25 protein-coding genes and 3 pseudogenes are annotated in these 25530 nt (G+C 41.9%); 20 read left to right on the top strand and 8 right to left on the bottom strand.

The features are described from left to right. The first annotated feature begins 122 nt into the window (after positions 1-122). Together ACMAZF_RS08810 and ACMAZF_RS08805 are read left to right on the top strand one after the other, a co-directional pair. The gene (locus tag ACMAZF_RS08810; RefSeq protein ID WP_435276983.1) at positions 123-695 is read left to right on the top strand and encodes a hypothetical protein; all 573 of its coding nucleotides are present in this window, start codon (positions 123-125) and stop codon (positions 693-695) included. 155 nt (positions 696-850) lie between these two features. Beyond that, a pseudogene (locus tag ACMAZF_RS08805) lies at positions 851-976 on the top strand (methyl-accepting chemotaxis protein); the annotation flags it as partial. A 190-nt stretch (positions 977-1166) separates the two neighbouring features. On the opposite strand, the gene ACMAZF_RS08800 reads toward ACMAZF_RS08805, so the two are convergent. Together ACMAZF_RS08800 and ACMAZF_RS08795 are read right to left on the bottom strand one after the other, a co-directional pair. After that, positions 1167-2344, bottom strand: a protein-coding gene (locus ACMAZF_RS08800; RefSeq protein WP_435273982.1) for an IS3 family transposase whose coding sequence is annotated in 2 segments (ribosomal slippage) — positions 1167-2086 and positions 2086-2344 — 1179 coding nt in all. Because the reading frame shifts where the segments join, the coding sequence is not laid out codon by codon here. A gap of 72 nt (positions 2345-2416) precedes the next feature. Further along, positions 2417-3437: pseudogene (locus ACMAZF_RS08795) on the bottom strand (ISAs1 family transposase); the annotation flags it as partial. A 130-nt stretch (positions 3438-3567) separates the two neighbouring features. Between ACMAZF_RS08795 and ACMAZF_RS08790 the strand changes: the two are divergent. The 4 genes from ACMAZF_RS08790 to ACMAZF_RS08775 all read left to right on the top strand — a co-directional run bounded on the left by ACMAZF_RS08790 (position 3568) and on the right by ACMAZF_RS08775 (position 9148). Beyond that, positions 3568-4407, top strand: coding sequence for a hypothetical protein (locus ACMAZF_RS08790; RefSeq protein WP_435276982.1), 840 nt, complete (start codon positions 3568-3570; stop codon positions 4405-4407). Positions 4408-4490: 83 nt separating this feature from the next. Then, the gene (locus tag ACMAZF_RS08785) at positions 4491-5042 is read left to right on the top strand and encodes an RNA polymerase sigma factor (RefSeq protein WP_435276981.1); all 552 of its coding nucleotides are present in this window, start codon (positions 4491-4493) and stop codon (positions 5040-5042) included. Then, entirely contained in the window at positions 5039-6094 is a 1056-nt protein-coding gene (locus tag ACMAZF_RS08780; RefSeq protein WP_435276980.1) for a FecR family protein, read from the top strand. Before ACMAZF_RS08785 ends, ACMAZF_RS08780 begins: the two co-directional genes overlap by 4 nt. A 189-nt stretch (positions 6095-6283) precedes the next feature. Next, positions 6284-9148 (top strand): TonB-dependent receptor domain-containing protein, encoded by a 2865-nt coding sequence (locus tag ACMAZF_RS08775; protein ID WP_435276979.1) that lies wholly within the window; start codon positions 6284-6286, stop codon positions 9146-9148. Positions 9149-9212: 64 nt separating this feature from the next. Here ACMAZF_RS08775 and rluB read toward each other — a convergent pair whose 3' ends face one another. The 5 genes from rluB to rnm are packed head-to-tail and all read right to left on the bottom strand — an operon-like array spanning position 9213 to position 13009. Then, positions 9213-10124 carry a 23S rRNA pseudouridine(2605) synthase RluB gene (gene rluB / locus ACMAZF_RS08770; protein WP_435276978.1) on the bottom strand — a complete coding sequence of 304 codons (912 nt, stop codon included), beginning with the start codon at positions 10122-10124 and terminating at the stop codon, positions 9213-9215. 8 nt (positions 10125-10132) lie between these two features. Beyond that, positions 10133-10687, bottom strand: coding sequence for an SMC-Scp complex subunit ScpB (scpB, locus tag ACMAZF_RS08765; RefSeq protein ID WP_435276977.1), 555 nt, complete (start codon positions 10685-10687; stop codon positions 10133-10135). A gap of 6 nt (positions 10688-10693) precedes the next feature. After that, positions 10694-11515 carry a segregation and condensation protein A gene (locus tag ACMAZF_RS08760; protein WP_435276976.1) on the bottom strand — a complete coding sequence of 274 codons (822 nt, stop codon included), beginning with the start codon at positions 11513-11515 and terminating at the stop codon, positions 10694-10696. 7 nt (positions 11516-11522) lie between these two features. Continuing rightward, complete coding sequence (locus tag ACMAZF_RS08755) at positions 11523-12143, bottom strand: L-threonylcarbamoyladenylate synthase (RefSeq protein WP_435276975.1); 621 nt, start codon at positions 12141-12143, stop codon at positions 11523-11525. Between the two features lie 14 nt (positions 12144-12157). After that, positions 12158-13009, bottom strand: a complete 852-nt coding sequence (gene rnm / locus ACMAZF_RS08750; RefSeq protein ID WP_435276974.1) for an RNase RNM — start codon at positions 13007-13009, stop codon at positions 12158-12160. Positions 13010-13380: 371 nt separating this feature from the next. Here rnm and ACMAZF_RS08745 point away from each other — a divergent pair, with 371 nt between their 5' ends. The 14 genes and pseudogenes from ACMAZF_RS08745 to rlmA all read left to right on the top strand — a co-directional run bounded on the left by ACMAZF_RS08745 (position 13381) and on the right by rlmA (position 25077). Beyond that, on the top strand, positions 13381-14910 hold the full coding sequence (locus ACMAZF_RS08745) for an anthranilate synthase component 1 (protein ID WP_435276973.1): 1530 nt from the start codon (positions 13381-13383) through the stop codon (positions 14908-14910). Continuing rightward, positions 14903-15514 carry an aminodeoxychorismate/anthranilate synthase component II gene (locus tag ACMAZF_RS08740; protein WP_435276972.1) on the top strand — a complete coding sequence of 204 codons (612 nt, stop codon included), beginning with the start codon at positions 14903-14905 and terminating at the stop codon, positions 15512-15514. The genes ACMAZF_RS08745 and ACMAZF_RS08740 overlap by 8 nt, the downstream gene beginning before the upstream one ends. Further along, positions 15511-16527: an anthranilate phosphoribosyltransferase gene (trpD, locus tag ACMAZF_RS08735; RefSeq protein ID WP_435276971.1), complete on the top strand. Its 1017-nt coding sequence runs from the start codon at positions 15511-15513 to the stop codon at positions 16525-16527. Before ACMAZF_RS08740 ends, trpD begins: the two co-directional genes overlap by 4 nt. Further along, a complete protein-coding gene (trpCF, locus tag ACMAZF_RS08730; RefSeq protein WP_435276970.1) occupies positions 16527-17942 on the top strand; it encodes a bifunctional indole-3-glycerol-phosphate synthase TrpC/phosphoribosylanthranilate isomerase TrpF in 1416 nt (471 codons plus the stop codon). The genes trpD and trpCF overlap by 1 nt, the downstream gene beginning before the upstream one ends. 9 nt (positions 17943-17951) lie before the next feature. Further along, positions 17952-19145, top strand: coding sequence for a tryptophan synthase subunit beta (trpB, locus tag ACMAZF_RS08725; protein WP_435276969.1), 1194 nt, complete (start codon positions 17952-17954; stop codon positions 19143-19145). Further along, positions 19138-19944: a tryptophan synthase subunit alpha gene (trpA, locus tag ACMAZF_RS08720; protein WP_435276968.1), complete on the top strand. Its 807-nt coding sequence runs from the start codon at positions 19138-19140 to the stop codon at positions 19942-19944. Before trpB ends, trpA begins: the two co-directional genes overlap by 8 nt. A gap of 112 nt (positions 19945-20056) precedes the next feature. Next, positions 20057-20605 carry a septation protein A gene (locus ACMAZF_RS08715; protein ID WP_435276967.1) on the top strand — a complete coding sequence of 183 codons (549 nt, stop codon included), beginning with the start codon at positions 20057-20059 and terminating at the stop codon, positions 20603-20605. Positions 20606-20615: 10 nt separating this feature from the next. Then, entirely contained in the window at positions 20616-20918 is a 303-nt protein-coding gene (locus ACMAZF_RS08710; RefSeq protein ID WP_435276966.1) for a YciI family protein, read from the top strand. A 47-nt stretch (positions 20919-20965) separates the two neighbouring features. Then, positions 20966-21841 (top strand): HD-GYP domain-containing protein, encoded by an 876-nt coding sequence (locus tag ACMAZF_RS08705; protein ID WP_435277214.1) that lies wholly within the window; start codon positions 20966-20968, stop codon positions 21839-21841. Then, entirely contained in the window at positions 21819-22130 is a 312-nt protein-coding gene (locus ACMAZF_RS08700; protein WP_435276965.1) for a hypothetical protein, read from the top strand. Before ACMAZF_RS08705 ends, ACMAZF_RS08700 begins: the two co-directional genes overlap by 23 nt. A 98-nt stretch (positions 22131-22228) precedes the next feature. Further along, positions 22229-23039: pseudogene (xthA, locus tag ACMAZF_RS08695) on the top strand (exodeoxyribonuclease III). A 52-nt stretch (positions 23040-23091) separates the two neighbouring features. Further along, complete coding sequence (locus ACMAZF_RS08690; RefSeq protein ID WP_435276964.1) at positions 23092-23622, top strand: GNAT family N-acetyltransferase; 531 nt, start codon at positions 23092-23094, stop codon at positions 23620-23622. A 19-nt stretch (positions 23623-23641) separates the two neighbouring features. Further along, positions 23642-24259: a hypothetical protein gene (locus ACMAZF_RS08685; RefSeq protein WP_435276963.1), complete on the top strand. Its 618-nt coding sequence runs from the start codon at positions 23642-23644 to the stop codon at positions 24257-24259. 11 nt (positions 24260-24270) lie between these two features. After that, positions 24271-25077 carry a 23S rRNA (guanine(745)-N(1))-methyltransferase gene (gene rlmA, locus ACMAZF_RS08680; RefSeq protein WP_435276962.1) on the top strand — a complete coding sequence of 269 codons (807 nt, stop codon included), beginning with the start codon at positions 24271-24273 and terminating at the stop codon, positions 25075-25077. Here the strand turns inward: rlmA and yfbV are convergent. Next, positions 25074-25511, bottom strand: coding sequence for a terminus macrodomain insulation protein YfbV (yfbV, locus tag ACMAZF_RS08675; RefSeq protein ID WP_435276961.1), 438 nt, complete (start codon positions 25509-25511; stop codon positions 25074-25076). The genes rlmA and yfbV overlap by 4 nt on opposite strands. Between the last annotated feature and the right edge of the window lie 19 nt (positions 25512-25530).

The following is a 25530-nucleotide window of genomic DNA, read 5'->3' as shown; positions in this document are numbered from 1 at the left end:
CATTAATAGTACTTACATTTGAAAAGGCGGCTTTGGTCTAATGGTTTTTCATTAGCATAGCACCTAGCTTAATAGTCATTCCAATGTTGACTTGTGCGTTCTAGTGCAGGGAGAGGTTCACTATGACAATCAAACCACTACTATTAGGCATTTTCATCCTAATCAACGTGTTAGTTGCAACGCTAGCAGGCTCGATTTTTCAGTTAGATCAATCGTTCTATGTCAACGCAATCATCGTCGGGGCACTTGTGAGCCTGACAAACCTTGGCTTGATATTTCAACGGATAATCAAACCGCAGCAATCAGAATTAACCAAGTTACAAGAAAAATTACAGATTTCGGACGCTAGCTCAATGACTGAACTCTTCGACGTAAATGAACACAAAATGACAGGAGTCGGTCAGGAAATAGGAGAGCGTGCCAGTGAACTCGCTATTAATTCAGCGCAGGTTGCTTTCTTTGTCCAACAACTCGCGTCAGACATTGATCTTAGTGGTGATGATGCAAGTCGCGTAGCTGCCGCTACAGAAGAGTTGGCGGCGAATACAAAAGAGATTAACCATAATGCGTTGATGACAGCACAATCAGCCCAAGATGTTCAATCAGCGAGTGAACATAATAAATTACAACTTCAGAACAACATCGAACGAATCAATTCTCTTCATCGTGGTGTCAACGAAGTGATACCAAGTTGACAAAGTTATTGCCCACTTTTGCTGGTTAAAATAAAATGAATGTTGCGTTGCTTTCAATCCCAATAGCCAGCTATTGCTCAATCAAGCGCCTTGCCTTCATTTGTTTTTCCTTCGCAAAACAAGATCACAAACTTAATCAAATTGGTATGACCACTCAAATTCATAAATTAGTTGAACGGACATCAGAAATACAAAGTATTACTGACGTGATCGATTCGATTGCTGAGCAAACAAATTTACTAGCGCTTAATGCCGCGATAGAAGCAGCCCGTGCTGGCGAATAAGGCCGTGGTTTCGCCGTTGTCGTAGATGAAGTTCGAGCACTGGCGTCAAAAACCCACGGCTAGCGCATTTTAATCCCAGACTCTAACAGGGTTGAGCGATAATCATCGTCTAGCCCTGCCATTTTCTTTTTCCTCGCCATACTTGCTGATTTAGTGGTATCTCGTTTAAATAACGCCATTGTAGTGGTCAACTAATTTTGGTCACGGTTTTGTAAGTTTTCCAGTATCTCTGTTCCGATTCATTTGGAGTTAAACCGCCATTATATTGATGAGGCCTGACGTTACTATAATATCCTGTAATATAATTCACTACTGCCGCCTTGGCTTGCACTAAAGATTGATAACCTACAGTGGGCATCCATTCTGTTTTAAAACTCCTAAAGAATCTTTCCATCGGTGCGTTATCCCAACAGTTTCCTCGTCTGCTCATGCTTTGCTTGATTTGATATCGCCAAAGTAATTGACGATATTTCTTACTCGTATAATGACAGCCTTGATCTGAATGAAACATCACGCCTTTTGGTCTCCCTCGTGACTCAAAAGCCATTGTTAATGCTTGGCTAGTTAGCGCTGTATCAGGTGAGTAAGACATCGCCCAACCAATAGGTTTTCTGGCGAACAAATCAATCACAACGGCTAAATAACACCAACGATTACCTGCCCATATAAAAGTCACATCTCCACACCAAACTTGATTGGGTTCGCTAACAACAAATTGTCTGTCTAAGTGATTCGGTATCGCTGCGTGCTCATTTCCACCTCGCTTATAAGCATGCTTAGGTATCTGACAACTCACTAGGCCAAGCTTTTTCATAATGCGGTTTGCTCGGTAGCGGCTTAATGGCATATCTCTAGTCGTTGCTATCTGAGCTACGCTTCTGGCTCCTGCTGATTCGCCACTTTCCGAGAAAATAGCGCGAACCATTAATTCTGCTTTTAAGTGCTTATGACTGGCGTTTTTTGAATTTTTACGCCAGTAACCATAGCTACTACGATGAATATCAAAGACTTCACAGACTGTTTTTACATCATAGCTCTCTTGTAACGCCTGGACTATTTCAAATTGTCTAGGGAGTCTGACATCAAGAGAGCTGTAGCCTTTTTTAGTATTTCTTTTTCTAATTCAATCCGTTTTATGCGTTTTTCGAGTTCTTTAATTTTTATTTGTTCAGGTGTTAATGCAGTCGGTTGGTCTGCTATACCGTTTCGCTCTTTCTTTAATTGTCGTGCCCATTTATCAATGGCTGATTTACTCACTCCGACGGCTTCGGAAGCTTCTCTGACAGAGTATCCTTCATCAACAACAAGTTGAGCTGTTTCGAGTTTAAATTCTGCTGAATAAGTTGGTCTTGTTCTAGTATTCATTGATTCACCTAAAGTTGATGAGGCGTATGATAACACCTCTATTTAAGTGACCAAATTCACTGTACCACTACACATAGCTATTTTTCTCATGACGTTAAAAACAAGTGGCCCTTGCTTCTTACGTATTCTTGATTCATCTTCCCTAAAATTCATATCTAACATCCAATGCATACTTTCAACTTGCCAATGGCTACGTACAGCATTGAGGGCTTGCTCTGCATTTAACCCTAACGAACTGATATACCAGCGAGTTTCTATTGTATCAGTACCGGCCGATTTATCGTGAATTTCAGCGGTGACTTGAATGACACTCTTTAAACCAGACCATTGGTAATTTTTGGCTAACCAGCTTTTATTAATAAGTAATTGCTGACATGTCCTTGTCTCAATACGTCCATGTCCTGAGCTGATTTCTGTATGTTTATCATAGTTGTTCTTGGCTAATCCTTCGCGCTCATTTTTGTGCCACCAAGCTTCTAATTCACTCTGCATACCTGAGTGGTTACCTTTAAGCGCTAGAATATAATCCGCTTTGTGCTTAATTATTTGTTTAGCGATTTTCTTGTTGGCAGCCCATAGCATCAAGCGTAATAATGCTATTTTCTATATCCAACATAGTGAGTAATTCTGGTATCGCTGTGATTTCATTGGTTTTACTATCAACGGCTGTTTGTCCTAGCACTAATTGATGCTGGCAACTCCATGCACTAACGGTATGCAAGGCACTTTTTCTATCTTTTGTTGTAAACGAACGACGTGCAGTTTTTCCATCAATGGCAATGATATCAGCACCTGTGGTTTCAATAAGTGATGATATCCAAGATTGAAATGCATGCTCTATTTCATCTGCTTTTAACCGACAAATAACACGAGCAATAGTGTCATGTTTTGGAATTCCTGCATTGAAAGTACCGTATTTTTTTAACCAATCAAGTTTTAAGCGCCCAAAGTCTTCAATGTCCTCCCATCCTTCTGCACCAGATAATACAGCGCTAATGGCTAGCAAAAGAATATCGATAAGTTCATGCTTTTTACAGCGTTCAATGCGAGGGTCGGTAATTGAATTAAAGTGTTTCAGAAAAGTTGTGCTCATATTAAGTGACCAAGGTGATTATTATGCCTTGATCTGATCGCTACTTGTTCTATAAGTTCAATTTATAATGATCTTGCCGTGGTCAAAAACCGCAGATGCGACAGAAAAAATTGGCCAGATGCTTAAAGACATGACCCAACAAACCCAGTCGACAACACAAGTGATGGACAATGTATCGACCCAAACATCAGACGTCGTGAGTGTCAGCCATGAGCTCTCGGCGTCAATGGAACGAATTGCCCAGTTAATGGAAGATTCTTCTCATTCAATCAGTCATATAAGTTCAGCACTCAAAGAGCAAGACAGTACAACCCAAGAACTCTCAACCTCAATCTTAAATATTAGCGAGATTTTAAGTCATAAGGGCAAAGAAACTAATGAGGTATCAGTAGATGCCGCCAAGCTCTCAAAATCGACTGAATCAATCTTTATTCAATTATCAGCCTTCGACACTGGTTCAACGATTGAGATCATGTGCCAACAGGCACAGAGCGCTGCTCATACAATTGGTAAAATGTTTGAACAAGCAATTACCACTAGTGAGATCACGACAAGTGCCCTGTTCGACAGAAACTATCATCCAATGGACAACACCAACCCTAAAAAATATAAAACGACATTTGACGATTTTACAGATGCTAAATTACCAATGATTCAAGAGCCGTTGCTTGATAAATTTAAAGAGATGATCTATGCCGGTGCCGTTGATAACAATGGCTACTTCCCAACACACAATACTAAATTTTCTAAGCCATTAACCGGTAACTTCGATATTGATGCTGCAAACAATCGTACTAAGCGTTTATTCGATGATCCAACAGGTATTCGTTGCGGCGGTCATACAAAACAGTTCTTACTTCAAACGTATAAAAGAGACACTGGCGAAATCATGCATGATGTATCTGCACCTATCTATGTCAATGGCAAACATTGGGGTGGTTTTAGAATTGGATTTACAGCTAATTTCTAACGAGTAGCCATCAAATTAATTTCAACAGTTGCATGTTGCTCCCTTTGCACCTAGTATTAAACTTTTCAAAGGGACTCGAATTAGTGAACAAAAACTCTAACATTATCAGCAATTTTGTAAAATACACGGGACAAATTCGTCGTGTCATAAGCAATATTGTGAGACCTGAAGATGTTGATGACATTGTTCAAGATACCTTTGTGCGCGGCTACGAAGCTGAACTAAAGCAAGAAATTAAATATGCGCGTAGTTACATGTTAACAACCGCAAAAAACCTCGCGTTAAACCATAAAGCTAAATCTGCTGAAAAACTTAATCAATCCATAGAGGATTTAGTCGACTCGCCGGTCTCCTTATTAACAGACAATTTTGAAGATAATTTCGAAAGCAAAGAACGCTTTCTATTGTTTGTCAAAGCGGCAAATCAGTTATCTGGTCCTGTACGCAAATGTTTTATTTTAAAGAAAGTTTATGGATTAACACAAAAAGAGATTGCCCAGTATCTTAAAATAAGCCCAAGCACCGTCGAAAAACACGTCGCTAAAGGCTTATTATTAAGTGTACAATATATGCAATCCATTGAGCAGCCAAATCAAGAAATCAGCAAGACAGTCAAAGAGTTTAAAAGTCGATGAATAATGTGAGTCAGTTTGTAAGAAAAGAAGATATCCAGGCACAAGCAAGCCTTTGGATAAGCAAACTCGAGCGCGGTTTAAGTGATGAAGAAATGCAAGAGCTTACCCGCTGGATTCATCGTCACGAAGAAAATCACCGTCAATTACTGCAAATGGCAGCTTTCTGGGATAATTTAAGCGTGTTAAATGAGTTAAGTGCCCTATTCCCACTCGACTCTATGTCTGTCCAAGAGCCGAGACACAAAAAGCGTTTTGCGATTGCAGCGTCAATTAGTGCGATGTTAGTAACAAGTGCGCTAATGTTGACGCAACAGTCTTGGTTACCAGCGACTATGGGCATGGCGGGATATCAAGCCCAATCCTTCACCACAAATGTGGGTCAATACGATACCTTAACGTTATCAGATGGCAGCACTGTCGTACTCAATACTGCAAGCAAGCTCATCATTGACTTTACCCCGGAGCATCGAAAACTAATTTTAGAAAGTGGTGAAGCAAATTTTGATGTAGCAAAAGATCCTTCTCGCCCATTTACCGTTCATGTTGGCGATAATACGTTTACCGCCCTTGGTACCGTATTTAACGTACAAAAAAACTCAGAGCAAGCAATGGAACTCGTTGTTACCGAGGGCCGTGTACTGGTTGCTCAAGGCGACGAGACACTTGAAGATTTGGCCAAAGCAATTTCTACCAATGTTGGCACGACAGGTAATGCAACAATTGTGGCGTCGGGTCAAAAAGCTCAAATAGCGCCAAACGTTCGGGCACCTATTGTTCAACTTCCTACTCAAGCGATCGAAAAAGATCTGGCATGGCAACAAGGTATGATAATTTTCGAAGGTGAGTCGCTTACAAAAGCACTTGATGAAGTTAGCCGTTATACGGCTACTGAATTTGAAATTGTTGACTCTAGCATCGCTGACATTAAAATCGCAGGCTTTTTTAAAGCGGGCGATATCGACGGTTTAATGGACTCATTGCACAGTAATTTTAATATTCAAGCTACCTACGCAAGCCCTAATACTGTTTTGTTATCTGCTACTCAGCCTTAATTCGCTAAGCATATTATTATTACTGTTTCCCACACACTTATCTTAATTAGTTACTGGTATTATTGTCATTAATACGCCAATATTAAAATTAATTTAATTGTGCATAGAGGATTTCCTATCCTGATCTGTTTACTTAGTAGGCGACCAATAACTCATAACGTTTGGCGCCACTCATCGAACTTTCGATTTATGACCATTAGCTTGTTGCTTTTGTGCATTCTAATTGGCGTTAAAGCGATGGCAACCGATGAACTGATTCGATTTGATATTAGTGAACAACGTGCCGATAAAGCACTTATAGCCTTTGGAAAAACAACGAATAGAACGTTCGTCTTTTCCTTTGATGTCGTGAGCAAATATAATGTAGGCGGCCTTAAGGGCTATTACAGTGTGAATTCTGGATTGAAAGCTTTGCTTAAAGGTTCAGGTCTAATGGCTGTTGTTAATCCTTCAAATCAAATCAGCATTAAAATAAATAATGATGATAGGAAGATAGCAACAATGAAAAAAACAACTCTTGCGGCACTTATCCCTGCCCTACTTGCCACGGGTCAGTCGGCAATTGCAGCCGAAGAAACACCCCAAGCCGAGAAAAAACCAGAAGCGATTACCGTCGTAGGTAGTCGTGTTGCTGGACGTTCGGCAGATGATTTACCTGTACCCGTTGATATTTTGTCAAAAGAAGCATTACAAAACACCGGACAAATCGAAGTCGGCAAAATGTTACAAGCCATTGCACCTTCATTTAACTTCTCAACATCTGCCATTAGTGATGGTACTGACGCTCTGCGTCCTGCTACGTTACGCGGCTTAGGGCCTGACCAAACGCTTGTTCTGATAAATGGTAAACGTCGTCACCAAGCGAGCCTGATTCACATAAATACATCAGTAGGTCGTGGTACCGCAGGCACCGATATGAATGCGATTCCAGCCTCTGCAATTAAACGGATCGAAGTATTGCGTGACGGCGCAGCAGCGCAATATGGCTCTGATGCCATTGCTGGTGTAATCAATATCGTCTTAAATGATGAAGATGAGGGTGGTAAAGTTGGGCTTACTTATGGTCAGCATAGTGAGGGTGACGGTGAAAGTACGAATCTTGACGTTTCAAAAGGTTTTGCACTAGGCGATAGCGGTTATCTAAACACAACCCTTAATGTTCGCGATCGCGGTACAACCAATCGCGCTGGACTTCATGGTTCTTGTCAGTTCTCAGGCTGTACCGATGGTGCAAACGGCGCGAAAGTCGCTGGCGATCCGCGTGAGGCAACGGCGACCCGTGAAACATTTAGAATTGGTGACGCAGATTCACAACAATTTGCCCTAACCATTAACACAGCTTATGAACTGGGTCCTGGCGAGCTTTACGGATTTATTACTTATTCAAAACGTGATAACGAGTCGGCCGCTTTCTTCCGTCACAATGCTAACAACGGCGGTAACGCACCGCTTCAAGACGGCGACGCGACTATATCTGCTGGCTTCTTACCAAAAATCAATTCTGATATAAATGACATCTCTTACAACTTCGGTTACACCACTGAGTTTGACAATGACTCGAGTTTAGATCTGTCGTATACCTACGGTCAGAACAAAATTGATTATGTCACCAGCGATACGATTAATTCATCTTTTGCAAACTCATTGCGTTATACATCAACATTATCTGCTGATGAAATCCGTGCAACAGTGCCTCGTGAAGCAACAGCTTACGGGCTTGAACTTGCTCTACAGACTATTAACTTAGATTACACAGTAAGTTATGATGCGCTAGAACTGGCTATGGGCGCGGAAATGCGAAGCGACTGGTATACAGTGAATGCTGGTGATGAATATTCATACCGTGACTATGATACCGAAGCTGGTCAAAGCTTATATGCAACAGATCGCAGTGCCGGTACTCAAGGGTTCGGCGGCATAGGTCCACTATCAGAGGTAGACGAAACACGCGACGTTATTTCGTTCTATGTTGATATGGAAACCGAGCTTAACGATAATATCATCATTAATGGTGCTATCCGTTATGATGATTATGAAGGATTTGGTGACAGTACCAATTTTAAATTAGCCGCTAACTGGTCTATTACTGACGACTTCGCGTTACGAAGCGCGGTAAGTACCGGCTTTAGAGCACCGTCTATGCAGCAATTGTACTTCAATAACATTAGTACACAGTTTATCGATAACCCCGCCGATCCAGCAGGCGATCAAATTGCTGTACAAATCGGCACATTCAGAAATGATAGTGTGTTAGCACAATCAATCGGTATTCCAGAGCTCAAAGAAGAAGAGTCAACCAACTTTAGTATTGGTGCGGTTTGGGGTGTAACTGATGATATTAATGTCACTATCGATTATTACACGATAGATATCGATGATCGCATTGTTATCAGTAATAAACTGGGTTACGGCTTGTCAAATACGCTAGATAACGCACTAACGGCTGCTGGCGCTGGCGCTGGTCAGTTTTTCCTAAACGGCGCTGATACTGAGACCAAAGGTTTCGACATCATCACCACATGGAATACAGAAATGGCTGGTGGCGATTTAAATCTAACGTTCGCAGCTAACTTTACAGATACTGAAGTTGCTAAAGTATTTACGCCAGCAAACAGTGCGTTAGGTGACATCGATCCAAGCGACATATTCTCTGAGCAGGATATTTCAATTATCGAAGAATGGCAGCCAAAAGATCGTATTAGTGTCAGTGCTCTTTATACGTACGATGATTTGTCAGTAAATCTTGCGTTTAATCGCTATGGCGAATATACAGTCACAGATGGTGGACGCCAAACCTTTGGTGCTGAGGTGTTAACGGATATACGGGTTAAATACCAAATTAATGAAAATATGTCAGTAAACATCGGCGGTAATAATATCTTCGATGTTTATCCAGATGAAAATGAAATTGGTAATTCTCGTACTGGAACTATCGTTGACGGCAGTGGCAGTCAAATAGTGAGTAGCCCAGGTGTGTTCACCTACTCTCGTCGCTCTGCGCCGTTTGGTTTCAATGGTGCTTACTACTACGCAGGATTAGAATACTCATTCTAATTCAATGTGTTGCTCTCATAATCAAAAACGCCGCTAAATAGCGGCGTTTCTTTATATCTTAACGTTATATTCGTGTACGCTTTTTCTGACCTTGACGATGGTTTCGATTCTTTGCGGGCTTTCCAGCGCGTTGTTCATCCGCTTTTTTAAATGCCTGATGTTTACGCACTGCACGGCGAATACGCGCCGTTTTATTACGGTGCTCTTCTCGCAGCGCTAAAAACGATTCCGTTTCAGCTTCTAACCCAGCTAACTCTCTTAAGTAATTAACCTGAGGGAGTTCGAGATCCTGCCAACCGCCACGAGGTAACGATTTTTCTAATGCAATATTACCGTAACGTAAACGAATTAGTCGGCTGATCTGGATTTCTTCATGTTCCCACATCTGACGAACCGTTCTGTCACGTCCTTTGTTTAAGATACAATGGAACCAGCGGTTAAGGCCTTCACCTTGCTGTAATTTAACTTTTTCGAAGTTAATTTTACCTTCGTCTTTTAATTCAATACCTGCTCGTAAATGCTGAATATTTTTGTCTAGCACTTCACCAAAAGTACGTACGGCGTATTCACGTTCAATCTCGCGCTTAGAGCGTGTTAAACGGTTCGCTAGTTCACCGTCCGTCGTAAATAACATCAGACCTGACGTATTTGTATCCAAACGACCGATAGCTATCCAACGGCTATTGCGAAGTTTTGGTAGACGATCAAATACCGTATCGCGCCCTTCCGGATCCTTACGTGTAGATAACTCACCTTCTTGTTTATGGTAGGCAATTACACGACAGATCTGTTGCTCAGATTCCTCAGTGTTTACCAAAATGCCATCAAGTCTAATGGTGTCAGCAACTTCGACGCGTGCGCCTAGTTTAGCAACGTTGCCATTAACACTAACTCGGCCTTCACCGATTGCTTTTTCTAATTCACGACGCGAACCTTGACCGGCACGGGCTAATACTTTTTGTAATTTTTCACTCATGGGAATACCTATTGCTGCTCAAGTTCACTTAGTGCTGTCTCAAGCTGACTTTCTGTTAATTCTGGCAATTGTGCCAAGGAGGTTAGTCCAAAATAATGTAAGAAATCCTTAGTGGTGCCATAGATAGAGGGTTTGCCAGGAACGTCTTTTTGACCAACAATCTTTACCCAGTCCCTTTCCATCAAGGTTTTCATAATGTTACTACTTACTGCTACACCGCGCAGATGTTCGATTTCCCCGCGCGTAATCGGTTGTTTATAAGCAATTAAGGCCAAAGTCTCTAATAACGCTCGAGAATAACGTGGCGATTTCTCTTGCCATAACACCGACAACTGATCGCTTAACGCCGCTCGAGTCACGAAACTAAAGCCTTTTGCTGTTTCAATTAACTCAATACCGCGACCTTCATAATCTTCTTTCAACTCAATGAGAATTGGGTTGATATCGTTCTTTGATAATTTGAGGGGGGATAATACACTATCCCGCAGCATTTTCACTGTCATTGGCTTGTTAAAGGCAAATAATGCGGCTTCAATCAACTGCTTGACTTCTTTGTTAGCCATATAATACTACTCCGCCGCTTCGGTTTGGGTTTCTAGTAAAAAAACATTGAGATCTTCGACTTTGTCTGTCGTCGCTATCCCAATCAAATGTTCTTTACATAATTGAAGAATCGCCAAGAAAGAAACAACGGCGCCAGCACGTCCTTCATCACTTTTAAACAACTGCCAAAACATCAAGCTGTTTTGATTATTAAGTTGCGATAATATTTCGCTCATACGGGCCCGAGTTGACAAAGACTCTCGTTGGATATGGTGATGAACGTTAGCTTGTATATTTTTCATCACTTGTGTAAATGCATGGCTTAAATCTTTTATGGTTACTTCACTAAGCACCGAATCACTTGCTAAATTGTCTGCCTTTGCCGCAGACGCAGCAAAGTGGTCTCGATCAATCCTGGGTAATGCGTCAATGTCTAATGCGGCTTGTTTATAACTTTCATATTCTTTCAAACGTTGTACCAAGTCAGCACGAGGATCTGATTCTTCATCTTCAATCTCAGCTTGAACAGGCAACAGCATTTTTGATTTTATCTGCGCCAATATCGCAGCCATCAGTAGGTACTCGGCGGCCAGATCAAGGTTTAATTCCTTCATTAAATCAACATATTCCATATATTGATCGGTAATCTTACTGATCGGTAGGTTCAAAATATCGAATTTGTGCTTTCGGATCAGATATAACAGTAAATCCAATGGCCCTTCAAATGCAGACAGAAAAACCTGCAATGCATCTGGCGGTATAAAGAGATCGGTCGGCTGCTTAGCCACTGGCTTTCCGGCAACGAGTGCAATGGGTTTTTCGATGTTAGTGTCCGTTTCGCTCATCATGCAATCTCTAGACAAACATTGACGGATCGCCCGCCCCTTCACGTACAATCACAAAAGGCCCATCTGACATATCTATAACGGTGGTTACTTGCTCGCCTAAATGACCGCCGTCGATAATAAGATCAACATACTTTTCTAGTTTGGCACGTATATCTTCAGGATCTGATTCTGTGACTACTTCACCGGGTAAAATTAGCGATGTCGATAAAATAGGTTCACCCAGTTGCTCTAACAATGCATGGGCAATATGGTTATCTGGAACACGTAATCCTATTGTCTTTCGTTTTGGGTTTTGAACTCTTTTTGGCACATCGCGTGTGGCGCGGAAGATAAATGTATAAGGACCTGGCGTCGCATGCTTAAGTGCACGAAAACACTGATTGTCATACTTCGCGTACTGAGAGATTTGCGATAGATCACTGCACATCAACGTGAAGTTATGTGCTTTATCAATCTCACGAACCTTACACACTTTCTCTAAGGCGCTTTTATTATCAAGCTGACAGCCAATTGCGTAGCCTGAATCCGTTGGATAAATTACAACGCCACCCTTTTCAATAATGTCCACGGCCTGCTTGATCAAGCGCTGTTGAGGGTTATCAGGATGAATATAGAAATACTGACTCATAATTTTCCTTCCGGTTAACTGACGTGTTCGTAGTCTGGCCACAAAGACCAAATGGGCGTCACGCCCTTTGCAAAATATAGGCTGCGGCCTAACTCTATCCAACTTGATGGAAAATGAAAATCACTGCCACTTGATCCTAACAAATCGTACTCTTGGGCTAACGCTGCCAAATGTTGACGGTGTGGCGGTGCCAATTGACAACCAGCGGCTTCAAGCCCATCGCCACCAGCTCCCTTAAATGCAATAGTAAGCTTGCGTAACCACTTGCCTGACAACTTGTATCCCATAGGATGAGCAAGAATGGCTTGTCCGCCTGCTTGATGGATGACATCAATAGCCGATTTCATGTCTGGCCATGGGCTTGGCACATAGCCAACCTTTCCGCGCGCTAAGTATTTTTTAAATGCTTGGGCATTGTCTTTAACCATGCCTTGCTCAATCATAAAGCGGGCGATGTGGCCTCGGCCAATCTGTCCCTCACCAGCAATCGCTTTAGCGCCTTGATAAACATTGTCGATGAGTTTGGTTTTCTCAACACGACGACCAATTTCTTGGGCACGTTCTTCTCGAATAATACTTTGATTAGCGAGATATTCCTTCATTGCAGGATGGTTTCGGTCGAAATTAAGCCCAACAATATGAATATCTTTATTTTCCCAGCATGTTGAAATTTCGACACCGGAAATTAACTTAATAGCTAATTCGTTATCGTCTATTTCTTTTTGAACTAAGGGAATACCATCGGTCGTATCGTGATCAGTTAAGGCTAATACGTCAACGCCCTTATCAACAGCGCGCTCCAGCAATTCTTTAGGAGTGAGTTTTCCGTCGGAAACGGTGCTATGACAGTGTAAATCGAATATCATTGAGTAGAAAACCTTAACTTTTTATCAAGCATCTAAAATAGATGCTTGACAACAACGTATATTTATTAAATTCTATAGCCACGATTTGGCCAGACAGCACATAACTTGTTTATTTTTTGGTCTAAACACAATTAATAATCAACGATTTATACTGAGAATTGAAACTAGTGTCTATTATGCAACAATTTAACCAGACTATCCTTACAAATATTTGGTGGTGGCGCGTGAATTCTTCGCGGGCTTAGACAGTGGTTGTGTAAAAATAAAACAAACAACATTGAAAACCCGCTCTAACAGCGGGTTTTTTTATTTCAGCGATCAGCAAAAATTAAAAATTCGCGAATTAAGCAAATTTAACGTAGTGAATAAAAATGATAAAAAGCACCATAATTAAAACAGATTGTAAATACAGGCAACAGCCTACTGAGCTATTCGCTGCATTAACTCACAACATTGATAACGTCATGTTACTCGAATCAAGTGAAATTGATTCAAAAGACGATATGCAAAGTTTGTTATTACTGCGCAGTGCACTCAAGATCGTCTGTCATGATCGTGAGGTTTCCTTTAACGCGTTAAATGATAACGGTCGATCACTGATTGACCCGTTAGCCCAACATTTTTCCGCATTTGTTAAAGAGAGTGAACCAGATACCTTAACACTCTTTTTTCCACATCCGAGTCAGACATTGTGTCAAGACACGCGATTACAAGCCACTTCACCGTTTAGCGCACTGCGTGCTTTAAATACACTTTTAAGTCAGGATGAGCACGACACGAATCGCTATATTGCCGGGACATTTGCGTATGACATGATAGCGAGCATTGAATCTTTACCGCCCGTTGCCGATGGTGTAAATCAGTGTCCGGACTTTGTATTCTATGTCATAGAAGATGCCGTGATGTTAGATCATCAAAACCAAACAGCGACATTAGTGTCTCAACAGTTTAGCGACAGCGCCGACATTGGCACTAAACATCAGCAGCTTCTAGAACATATCGAATCATTTGAACCGCAAGCCATCAAAGGCGCGCCAGTCACCACACCGGTATCAGTCAATATTGATGACGCGACTTTTATCGATACGGTTAATACGTTAAAACAACAGATTATCAGTGGTAATATATTTCAAGTTGTCCCCTCACGGGCGTTTTCACTGCCCTGTCCTAATCCATTAGCAGCCTATGTAGAGTTAAAACGCACAAATCCGTCGCCTTATATGTTTTATATAAAAGACAGTGAATTTTGCTTATTCGGAGCATCGCCAGAAAGCGCACTTAAATATGAAACAGAGTCGAATCAAGTGGAAGTGTATCCCATTGCAGGAACAAGACGGCGCGGAATCAACAGTGACGGTTCCATTAATGATGATTTAGATGGTCGTTTAGAGCTTGATTTACGCCTTGATAAAAAAGAACTCGCCGAACACATTATGCTAGTCGACCTTGCTCGTAATGATGTCGCTCGTATCAGTGAAGCAGGAACACGAAAAGTCGCCGAATTATTAAAGGTTGACCGCTATTCTCACGTCATGCATTTGGTATCTCGCGTCGTTGGGCAATTACGTCATGATTTGGACGCCCTTCACGCCTATCAAGCCTGTATGAATATGGGTACCCTCGTTGGTGCACCAAAGATAAAAGCATCGACACTGATCCGCGATGTCGAACAGCAACGACGTGGCAGTTACGGCGGCGCCGTTGGTTATATTAATAGTCACGGCGATATGGATACCTGTATCGTTATTCGCTCTGCATTTGTCCAAAACGGCGTAGCAACTATTCAAGCAGGTGCTGGCGTGGTTTTTGATTCGGATCCTCAAGCTGAGGCCGATGAAACACGCGCCAAAGCGCAAGCTGTTATCAGCGCGATAAGCGCACAAGGAGGTTGTCATGCTTAGTCTTGAACAGTGTCACGTTTTTCTATTAGATAACTTCGACTCATTTACCTATAACTTAGTAGACCAATTTCGTGTCATGGGCGTCAAAGTAACGGTTTATCGCAACGACATCGACGCTGATTTTATTATCGAACAAATGAATCACAGTGAGTTGAGCCCAGTATTAGTCCTATCACCGGGTCCTGGTACACCAAGTGATGCCGGATGCTTAGTTGAGCTGGTTAATAAATGCCGTAATAATATTCCAATGCTAGGAATTTGCTTAGGTCATCAAGCTATCGTGCAATCTTTTGGCGGTGTAATCGGCCTTGCACCACAGACAGTTCACGGTAAATCATCAGAAATAGCCCATAACGATCAAGGGCCTTTTAAAGGACTAATTAACCCTATGCCAGTCGCTCGTTATCATTCATTAATGGCAACTACCATGCCTGCCGGTTTGAATGTACTTGCCACAACCAATGACATCGTGATGTCAGTCATGGATGATTCCCATACCATTATCGGATTTCAGTTTCATCCAGAATCAATTTTAACGCTTGGCGGTGAGGCATTACTGGTTCAATCATTAACTCACCTGATCAATAGTAAGGAGCACGTATGATTCATCAATTACTTGAGCAACTTTATGCCGGTGAAGATTTAACAACTGAGCAATCTCAAGCGCTGTTCGCGCAAATAGTGGCGGGCGATGTTGAACCCATTATGCTCAGCGCCCTACTTAGCGCGCTAAAAATTAAAGGCGAAACAAGTGACGAATTTGCAGGTGCTGTATTAGCACTCAAAGACGCTGCATTAGCTTTCCCGCGCCCTGATTATTCATTCATTGATAGCTGTGGCACAGGCGGCGATGGCTCTAATACCATTAATATTTCTACCGCGAGCGCTTTTGTCAGCGCCGCCTGCGGTGTGAAAGTTGCCAAACATGGCAATCGCAGTGTGTCGAGTAAATCAGGCTCTGCGGATTTACTTGAAGCCCTTGGTATCAAACTTGATATGTCGCCACAACAATCTCGCGACTGCTTAGACAACTACAACTTGTGTTTTTTATTTGCTGTTCAATATCATCAAGGTGTTAGATTCGCTGTTCCTGTGCGCCAAGCACTAAAAACCCGGACTATCTTTAATGTATTAGGCCCAATGATTAACCCTGCTGCGCCTGATAGACAACTGATGGGGGTTTATGACAAGGCACTGATTAAGCCCATCGCTTATACCCTTAAACAGACCGGAGTTGAGCGCGCACTTGTCGTTAATGGCAGTGGCCTAGATGAGATGGCCATCCACGGACCAACAGATATTGCCGAATTAAAAGACGGTGAAGTCACCATTTTTCAAGTGACACCTAAAGAGCTTGGCATCGAGCCATATCCATTGTCGTCACTAACAGGTGGTGATGCCAAAGAAAATGCCCGCCTCATCACTGACTTATTACAAGGTAAAGGTCAACCGGCCCATGAATGCGCCGTTGCAGTAAACGTAGCCGCTACGCTTTATCTCACCGGTAAAGCGGCAAGTATTAAATCGGGAGTGGAAGTTGCACTCAATAGTATTCGCTCTGGCGCACCTTATAAAATAGTTGAGCAATTAGCCGCCGCAAGTAAGGAATTCAAGTAATGAGTACGCAGCAACAACTAATCGATGGTTTAAGAATTACCGGAACCGTTTTGGATAAAATCGTCGCAGATAAACCGGCGCAAATTGCCCAATTACAAGAACGCTATCCAGCAGATGAAATTATCAAAGGCTTAGCGCCTTCCCAGCGCAGCATGTATGACGCACTTAGTGGTGATAATGCCAGTTACATTTTAGAATGTAAGAAAGCCTCACCATCAAAGGGACTCATTAGAGATGATTTTAACTTAAATGAGATTTGCGGTGCTTATCAGCATTACGCCGCAGCCGTTTCGGTGTTAACAGACGAAACCTACTTTCAAGGGGCTTTTGAATACGTCAAGGAAGTGCGTCAATTGTTGTCGCAGCCAATCATCAATAAAGATTTCTTTATTGACCAATACCAAATTCATCTTGCTCGTTATATGGGCGCCGATGCTATTTTATTAATGCTGTCAGTGCTTGATGATGACAAATATCGTGAATTAGCGGCTGTTGCAGCCACGTTTGAAATGGATATTTTGACTGAAGTGAGTAATGAAGAAGAATTAGCGCGTGCCATTGAACTGGACGCAAAAATCATCGGCATAAATAACCGTGATTTACGCGATTTATCAATCGATTTAAATACCACTAAATTATTTGCACCTAAGATTGGTAGCGATCGCATCGTGATCAGTGAGTCTGGCATTAGCACGCATCAACAAATTGCGGAGTTAGCGCCTTTTGCTGATGGTTTTTTAGTAGGCAGCTCGTTAATGAGCCAGCCAGATCTCGATTTAGCGTGCCGAGAATTAATCTACGGCCATACCAAGATTTGTGGATTAACAGATAATGCCACTGCGCATGGTGTGGCGGCAGCTGGTGCCGTCTATGGTGGATTAATTTTTGCGCCCAATTCACCACGATATGTAACGCCAGAGCATGCGAAACAGGTCAAAGAAAACGTTAACTTAAAATTCGTTGGCGTATTTGTTAATGAGCCAATCGACAACTTGGTCGCTATTGCAAACGAGTTAGATTTAGATGTGGTGCAACTACACGGCAGTGAAGACAATGACTACATAAACGCACTAAGAGAGCTGTTACCTAATACCCAAATATGGCAAGCGTGTCGCAGCGACAAACTCAATGATGTCGATACTACGCAAGCAGACAGATTATTGATTGACAGTGCCGTTGTTAACGATCACAGCGTCCAGTTTGGCGGCACCGGTGAAAGCTTCGATTGGGAGCTAGTACCCCAATCATTAAAACAACAGGCCATGCTGGCTGGTGGCTTAACCCCCGATAACATAAAGCTTGCTGCGCACAGCGGTTTTATGGGCTTAGATGTCAACTCAGGTGTTGAAACTAGCCCCGGCGTTAAAGATTTAGTAAAAATTAAGCAATTGATGCAACAAATTAGACAATATTAGGATTTTACAATGAGCAATACTTCTCCCTATTTTGGTGATTTCGGCGGCATGTTCGTTCCTGAAATCTTGGTGCCAGCCCTAGAGCAACTTGAGCAGGCATTTATTGACAGTCAGACTGACGCTGATTTTCAAAAAGAATTTACTGATTTATTAAAAAACTACGCAGGCAGACCAACGGCATTAACATTAACCAGTCGCTTTAGTCCAAATCCGTTAGTGAAAATCTATTTAAAACGCGAAGACTTATTACATGGCGGTGCCCATAAGACAAATCAGGTATTGGGCCAAGCGCTCTTGGCCAAGCGCATGGGTAAAAATCATATCATCGCAGAAACAGGCGCAGGCCAGCATGGTGTTGCGACTGCCCTAGCCTGTGCACTATTAGGGTTAAAGGCACGTATTTACATGGGCGCTAAAGATTGTGAACGTCAACAACCTAATGTTTTTCGCATGAAACTAATGGGCGCGGAAGTCATTCCAGTCACCGCAGGTAGCGGCACGTTAAAAGATGCCGTAAACGAAGCGCTGCGCGATTGGTCAGCAAGCTATGAAGAATCACACTATTTACTCGGCACGGCGGCGGGCCCTCATCCGTTTCCAACATTAGTGCGTGAGTTCCAAAAGATGATCGGTGAAGAGGCTAAGCAGCAAATTTTAGCCGCTGAGGGATCTTTACCAGATGCTGTTATTGCTTGTGTTGGTGGCGGATCAAATGCGATTGGTATGTTTAATGATTTTATCGATGAGAAAGATGTTGCACTGATTGGTGTTGAGCCGGCAGGTAAAGGTTTAGACAGCGGACATCATGGCGCGACTATTGGTAAAGGACGCAAAGGTATTATCCACGGTACATATACGTATTTAATGCAAGATAGTGATGGCCAAATCGAAGAATCATACTCGGTGTCAGCTGGATTAGATTATCCGGGTGTTGGTCCTCAACATGCACATTTGGCAGCGACTGGACGCGCAAGTTATGAGTCTGTAACTGATGACGAAGCACTAGAAGCTTTTCAGCGTTTAGCACGTACGGAAGGTATTATTCCGGCGCTTGAGTCATCTCATGCACTCGCGTATGCCTATAAACTAGCAGAGACCGCAACCCAAGCAACAACATTATTGGTTAATTTATCTGGACGTGGCGACAAAGATCTCGCCCACGTAACCAGCATTTTAGAAGAACGAGGATTAGCTAATGACTAATAGATACCACGATTTATTCACGGCATTGAAGAACAAAAAAGAAGGTGCCTTCGTTCCTTTTGTTGTGATTGGCGACCCTAACCCACAACAATCATTAGCAGTTATTGATACCTTAGTTAATGCTGGTGCTGATGCATTAGAACTCGGCATTCCGTTTTCAGATCCAAGCGCAGACGGTCCAACAATTCAAGCGGCCAGTGAGCGGGCGCTTGATGCTGGTACAACCCCAGATACTTGCTTTGACATCATCGAAAAAATTCGAGAAAAACACCCAACAACGCCGATTGGCCTACTGTTGTATGTTAACTTAGTGGCCAGTAATGGTATCGAGTCGTTCTTTGATAAATGCGCTAGTGCTGGTGTGGATTCTGTACTCATTGCCGATGTCCCCATTCGAGAAAGCGCGCCGTTTAAAGCAGCTGCAACCGCCGCTGGTATTCAATCAATTTACATTGCGCCACCAAATGGCAGCCCTCAAACGCTACAAGCAGTCGCAGAGCAAAGTGAAGGTTATACTTACCTACTCAGCCGTGCTGGAGTAACAGGTACCGAGTCAAAAGTCAAAATGCCAGTTACGCATTTAATCGATACGTTAAAGCATCATAACTCGCCGCCACTCTTGCTTGGTTTTGGTATTTCTACACCTGATGACGCCAAACAAGGATTAGCATCAGGAGCTGATGGCATTATTAGTGGTTCAGCGGTAGTAAAGATTATTGAGAGAAACCTCGACAACAATGATGCGATGCTCAACGAGTTAACGGCATTCATTAGCACAATGAAAGCAGCAACCTTTTAAGCTACAGAATTAATGGCCAATGATTATTGGCCATTTTTATAATGACAATTGACTTGTAGTTTGATTACAATGGTTCAAAGTTATTATACGTATTGAGCCCCACTAATTATATATGAAGCATTTCCTCGAATATTTTCCCTTACTTGCATTTTTTATTAGTTACTATCTGTTTGACGTTTATACCGCTACCGCCGTTTTGATCGGAGCCAGTGTATTACAATTGATATTACTACAGATTCTGTTTAAGAAAATTCCACGCCAAAACTGGGTAGTGTTTGCCGTTGTGACATTATTTGGGGCACTGACACTGTATTTCCATGATGATAATTTCATCAAGCTTAAGCCATCAATTATTTATGGCATTTTTGCATTGGTATTATTGGGTTATCAATTTATTGGTCAATCTATTCCAAAGAAATTTATGGGTAAAGAGATTGACGCCCCTGACGCTGTTTGGCGAAACTTGACCTTTGGCTGGGCATTTACCTGTGCTTTTGCCGGTGTCTTAAACTTTTGGATCGCGTTTAATCTTCCCCTTGATACGTGGGTCAACTTTAAAGTCTTTGGTTTAACCATCTTAACCTTCGTTATGTTTATTTGTTCTGGTGTTTATCTGTATAAATACATGCCAAATGACGACGACGCCCAACAACAGAAATAGGAAAATATCCATGTGGTATATGATACATGCAACGGATGTTGCAAATAGCCTTGAAAAGCGCCTTGCTGCACGTCCAGATCATTTAGCGCGTCTTAATGACTTACAATCACAAGGCAGACTACTCATTGCTGGTCCTACTCCCGCAATTGATAGTGAAGATCCTGGTCAAGCAGGATTCAGCGGCTCTCTGGTCGTCGCTGAATTTGATAGTTTAGTAGATGCTCAAACATGGGCTGATATCGATCCATATGTGACTGCGGGCGTTTATGAAAGCGTTATCGTAAAACCTTTTAAGAAAGTACTACCTGCTTAGGATCCAATGAAAGATAACTCTGCAAGCATTAAGCTTTCTGTTGTTCGATTACAGGTTGGTGTTACATTAAGCTACCGGTGCGCTGGAACGCGCACCCTTTTATGTTTAATCAATTTAAAATTACCTCTGAGAATCAAATAACCTTGTTACGTCAGGCTAAGATTCCTCATGTTTATGCAATACCAAGTAAAAGTACAGCCGACCCTTTACCAGTCAATGAAAGCGAAAGCCCCGCCATTATTGACACAGTTCAAGACACTACTTTACTTAAAAACAAATTAGGGGATAAAGAACAACAAATTCTAGCGATGCAACAACATCGCCGTGCAATCAAAGAATGCGAAAAAGCCTATCAGAACGCACTTGGGCGGGTTCGTTCATTAACATCAAAAATTCAATCTCGTCCTCTGTTGGCCATTGACGAAGCGCAAGTAGTGATGGCTACGATGACTAAAGCACTGCTAGAAAAAGATGACTTAATCCTTCATTTAGTTGGCGACGACAGAGATGATATGGATAGCCATCAACACGCAATTTCTGTGTGTATGTTATCAATGATGATTGGCAAGAAACTGGGACTATCGCCAGCACAAATTAGTAACCTTGGCACTGCAGGGTTATTGCATGATATTGGAAAATTAAAGATTCCCAGTCAGTTTTATACCAATAAAGACGTCAGCCCAGCTAAGCGAAAGTTCGTTATAGAAAAACACCCAGAATATTCTATTGAGTTTCTAAACAATGTACCTAGTGTCAACGATGACGTTAAACAATTAATTCAAGAACACCATGAGTTTGCCGATGGCTCCGGTTTCCCCAAAGGGCTAAAAGAAGACAAGCTTCATCCTCATTCGCTCATTGTATCTATGGTGAATATGTACGAAAAACTTTGCTATCCCTATGATGAGAAAAAAGCAATTTAATGCAAAACAACTTAGCGCTTTTATTAAATCACTTGGCATTTATCCGCCGGGTACGTTAGTGGCGTTAAATAACGGCCAAACGGGAATAGTGATTACCGTCAACACCGCAAAATTACTGGTGCCAAGTGTAATGGTATTTGATGAAAAAGTACCACGAGATGAAGCCGCCATTATCGACCTTAGCGCGGAATCGGTAACGATAGAGTCGGCCTTATCGCCACGTAGTGTAGAGCAACATATTAAAAATTATCTCAATCCACGTTCGCAACTCTCTTTTTTCATTGAATAATAGAGATTTTTATTGCTGTAATCGGTCATTGGGATAAAATCACTGACAATAATAAGGTGCTCATGGCACCCCGAATAAATAATTAATAAGAAGTTTTTATGAAAGCGATATCGTTCAACATTAATGGCCTACGTGCAAGACTCCACCAGTTAGAAGCCTTGATCACCAAACATCAGCCAGCCATTATTGGCTTGCAAGAAATCAAAGTGGATAACCCACAGTTTCCATTAGAAGCCGTTGAAGCGATGGGATACAAAGTATTTTATCACGGTCAAAAAGGTCACTATGGTGTTGCCTTGATGACAAACCTTGATGTAGAAGATGTTCAATATGGTTGGGAAGATGATCCCGAAGATGCGCAACGTCGTATGATCATGGCAACAGTCACCACCTCGGCAGGCAATAAAGTTCGTGTTCTAAATGGTTATTTTCCACAAGGTGAAAGTCGCGATCACGAAACGAAATTCCCAGCGAAAGAAAAATTCTATCAAGATCTTCAAAACTATTTGGAAAAAAACCACACCAACGATGAAAATGTCATTGTGATGGGTGATATCAATATTTCACCAGCTCGACATTGATATTGGTATTGGTCCAGATAACGCTAAACGTTGGTTACGCACTGGCAAATGTAGTTTCTTACCAGAAGAGCGAGAATGGTTAGAGCGTCTAAAAGGCTGGGGGTTAGACGATACTTATCGTTTACTTCACCCCGAAACGAGCGACCGTTATAGCTGGTTCGATTATCGTTCACGTGGTTTCGACGATAACCGCGGCCTGCGTATTGATGTCATTTTGGCCACTGAGAATCTTAGTCAGTATTGCATCGAGTCAGACATTGACTATGAATTACGCGGTATCGAGAAACCATCTGATCACGCACCAATTTGGTCAACATTTGAATTTTAATTGACGGCTAACAGACTGTTATAAACACGGAACAAAGTAAGGGACTTATTTTATGATTACCATTAGACAAGCGGTAATTGGCGATTTGTATTTTATTAATGCCATCTATAATCATTATATAGAACATTCAGCCATCACCTTTGACGTTGAACCTTGGCCAATTTCTCAACGCTTGCAATGGTGTCAAACCGTGTTTAAAGAAAAACGACATACGCTGTTAGTCGCCGTCAAAGACGACACTATTATAGGGTTCGCCTACAACAGCGCCTTTAAACTGAAAGAAGCGTATGAAAGTTCGACAGAACTAACAGTATATAAAGCCCCTAATTGCAACATCAAAGGTGTTGGTCGTGCACTTTATCGTCAATTGCTAACCAACGTTAAACAGCATAACTATCACCGTGCGTACGCTTGGGTTACTTTGCCAAATGAGGCGTCGATGCATTTACATAAAGGGCTAGGGTTCAACGACGTAGGAACGATGGCGCAAGTTGGTAAGAAATTCGATCAATTTCATGATGTCGCGTTACTGGAGAAGGTAATCAATTGTGAGTCTTCCCTCGAAGAAGAGTCCGCAGCGTAACGCGTAATTGGCATTAGTTATGGTTAATTTAATCCTATTGTTGATTTCGTTTTATTTTGTTTATCGGATAGATGCCCTTAGCGCACTCATACAACTCAAACAGTCTCGAGTCGCCATTCATTTGTTTGCAGGGTCGGCATTATCACTTAGTCTGTTGGCAATTCTTTCTGGCGGTATATCACCGCAAATGCCACTACATTTTATGGGACTTGCCGCAGCGACCCTTATCATTGGGTATAGACTCGCAGTTATAGCAGTCTTACTTGCGATAGGGGTTCAACTTGCCATTGGAAAACTTCCATTTGATGTATTAGGAATTTCTCTATTGTGCGGCTACTTATTACCAATAATATTATTGCAGTATTGGGTAAAACTGACCCAGCGTAATAATATTTGGTTTTTCACTTTTATTACTGCCGGCATAGGTAGCCTATTGTTATTTATTGCTAAAACACTCGGTATGGCGTGCTACTATTATTGGGTGTTACAATTCGATTCTGCGCACGTAGTCTCTCAGTACATATACGTTTCACCGCTTTTTTGGGTGCCAGAGATATTACTCAGTGTCACTATCATGCTCACCTGTTTACAACATCGACCACAATGGGTCGCCTGTTTTCAACAATCTCCAAACTAAGAAAACAATTTATGATTTATCAATGCCCTCTGTGCCAATCCCCGCTTTCATTTATTTTAGAGCACAAGCAACTTGGCTGCTCTAATAACCACCGTTTTGACCAAGCAAAGCAAGGCTATTTTAATTTGTTACCCGTCCAGCGTAAGAAGTCAAAAGAGCCAGGTGATAGTAAAGCAATGATTGCGGCGAGAGAATCGTTTTTAAGCGCTAACCATTATCAACCTTTGGCCGAGAACCTTAGTGTATTGATAACTGAGCTAGTACCTAAGCACAGTAAATTATTAGATATCGGATGCGGCGAAGGCTACTATTCTCGTCAAGTTAATCCCAATGATCACTTTATCAGCTACGGTTTCGATATTTCAAAACCTGCGGTAATAAAAGCTGCTAAAAAACATCAAACGGGCTCTTATAGTGTCGCAAGCTCAGAAGAAATGCCTTATCAAAGTGAAACAATAGACGTAGCTTTCAAGGTTTATGCGCCTGTCAATGAATTGGAACTTCATAGAATAGTAAAATCAGGTGGTTACTTTATTAATGTCACTCCTGCCCCACGCCATCTTTGGCAACTGCGAGAATTTATTTATGAAGAAGTTAGGGAACATGCAACACAAGACACCTTATTTACTGGTTTAGAGAAAATGTCTAGTCAGCAGCTTAGCTATCAAATAACACCTAGTCCGGAAGATCGATTACGTTTGTTAGATATGACACCTTTTGCGTGGAAAGCGAACGGTGACGCTAGACGAAAAATTCTTGAGAGACATGATTTAGCCATTGAATTAGACTTTCTGATAACAGTATTTAAAAAACCTTAAGGTAAATCAAACGCCTTATTAAGTTTGCTATAAGCCTGATTTAGCAAACTCGCCATATCACGATAACACGCCTTTCGTGATAATGGCTGAACCGAAATACCAGCATCGAGCATTTGATTTCGAATCTCAGCACACCAGCTTATTAGCCCTAAAGGTAACGGCTGTTTGGCACGATAACCCAACCAGATCAAACTTTGGTACGGAATGCTGAGCACCAATAAAGACATTGCTAACCCTCGTGGTAATACCTCATGGCCGAAATACAGATATTGGACCACAAAACTCACGCAAACAATCGGTGCCGCACTCTTTTGTAACAGTTTCGACAGCTTAATTATTCTTGGATCAGGAAAGATAACAGATAATGCTCTTTGCTGTGGCCAAAGTAATTGGTACTCACGGCCTTGATCAATTAAAAGTTTAATTTCAGTCATAAAATTCTCTATTAAACGG

The sequence above is a fragment of the Psychrobium sp. nBUS_13 genome (assembly GCF_051201665.1).
In the GTDB taxonomy this organism is placed as follows: domain Bacteria; phylum Pseudomonadota; class Gammaproteobacteria; order Enterobacterales; family Psychrobiaceae; genus Psychrobium.
This window is presented reverse-complemented; position numbering and strand designations above follow the sequence as displayed.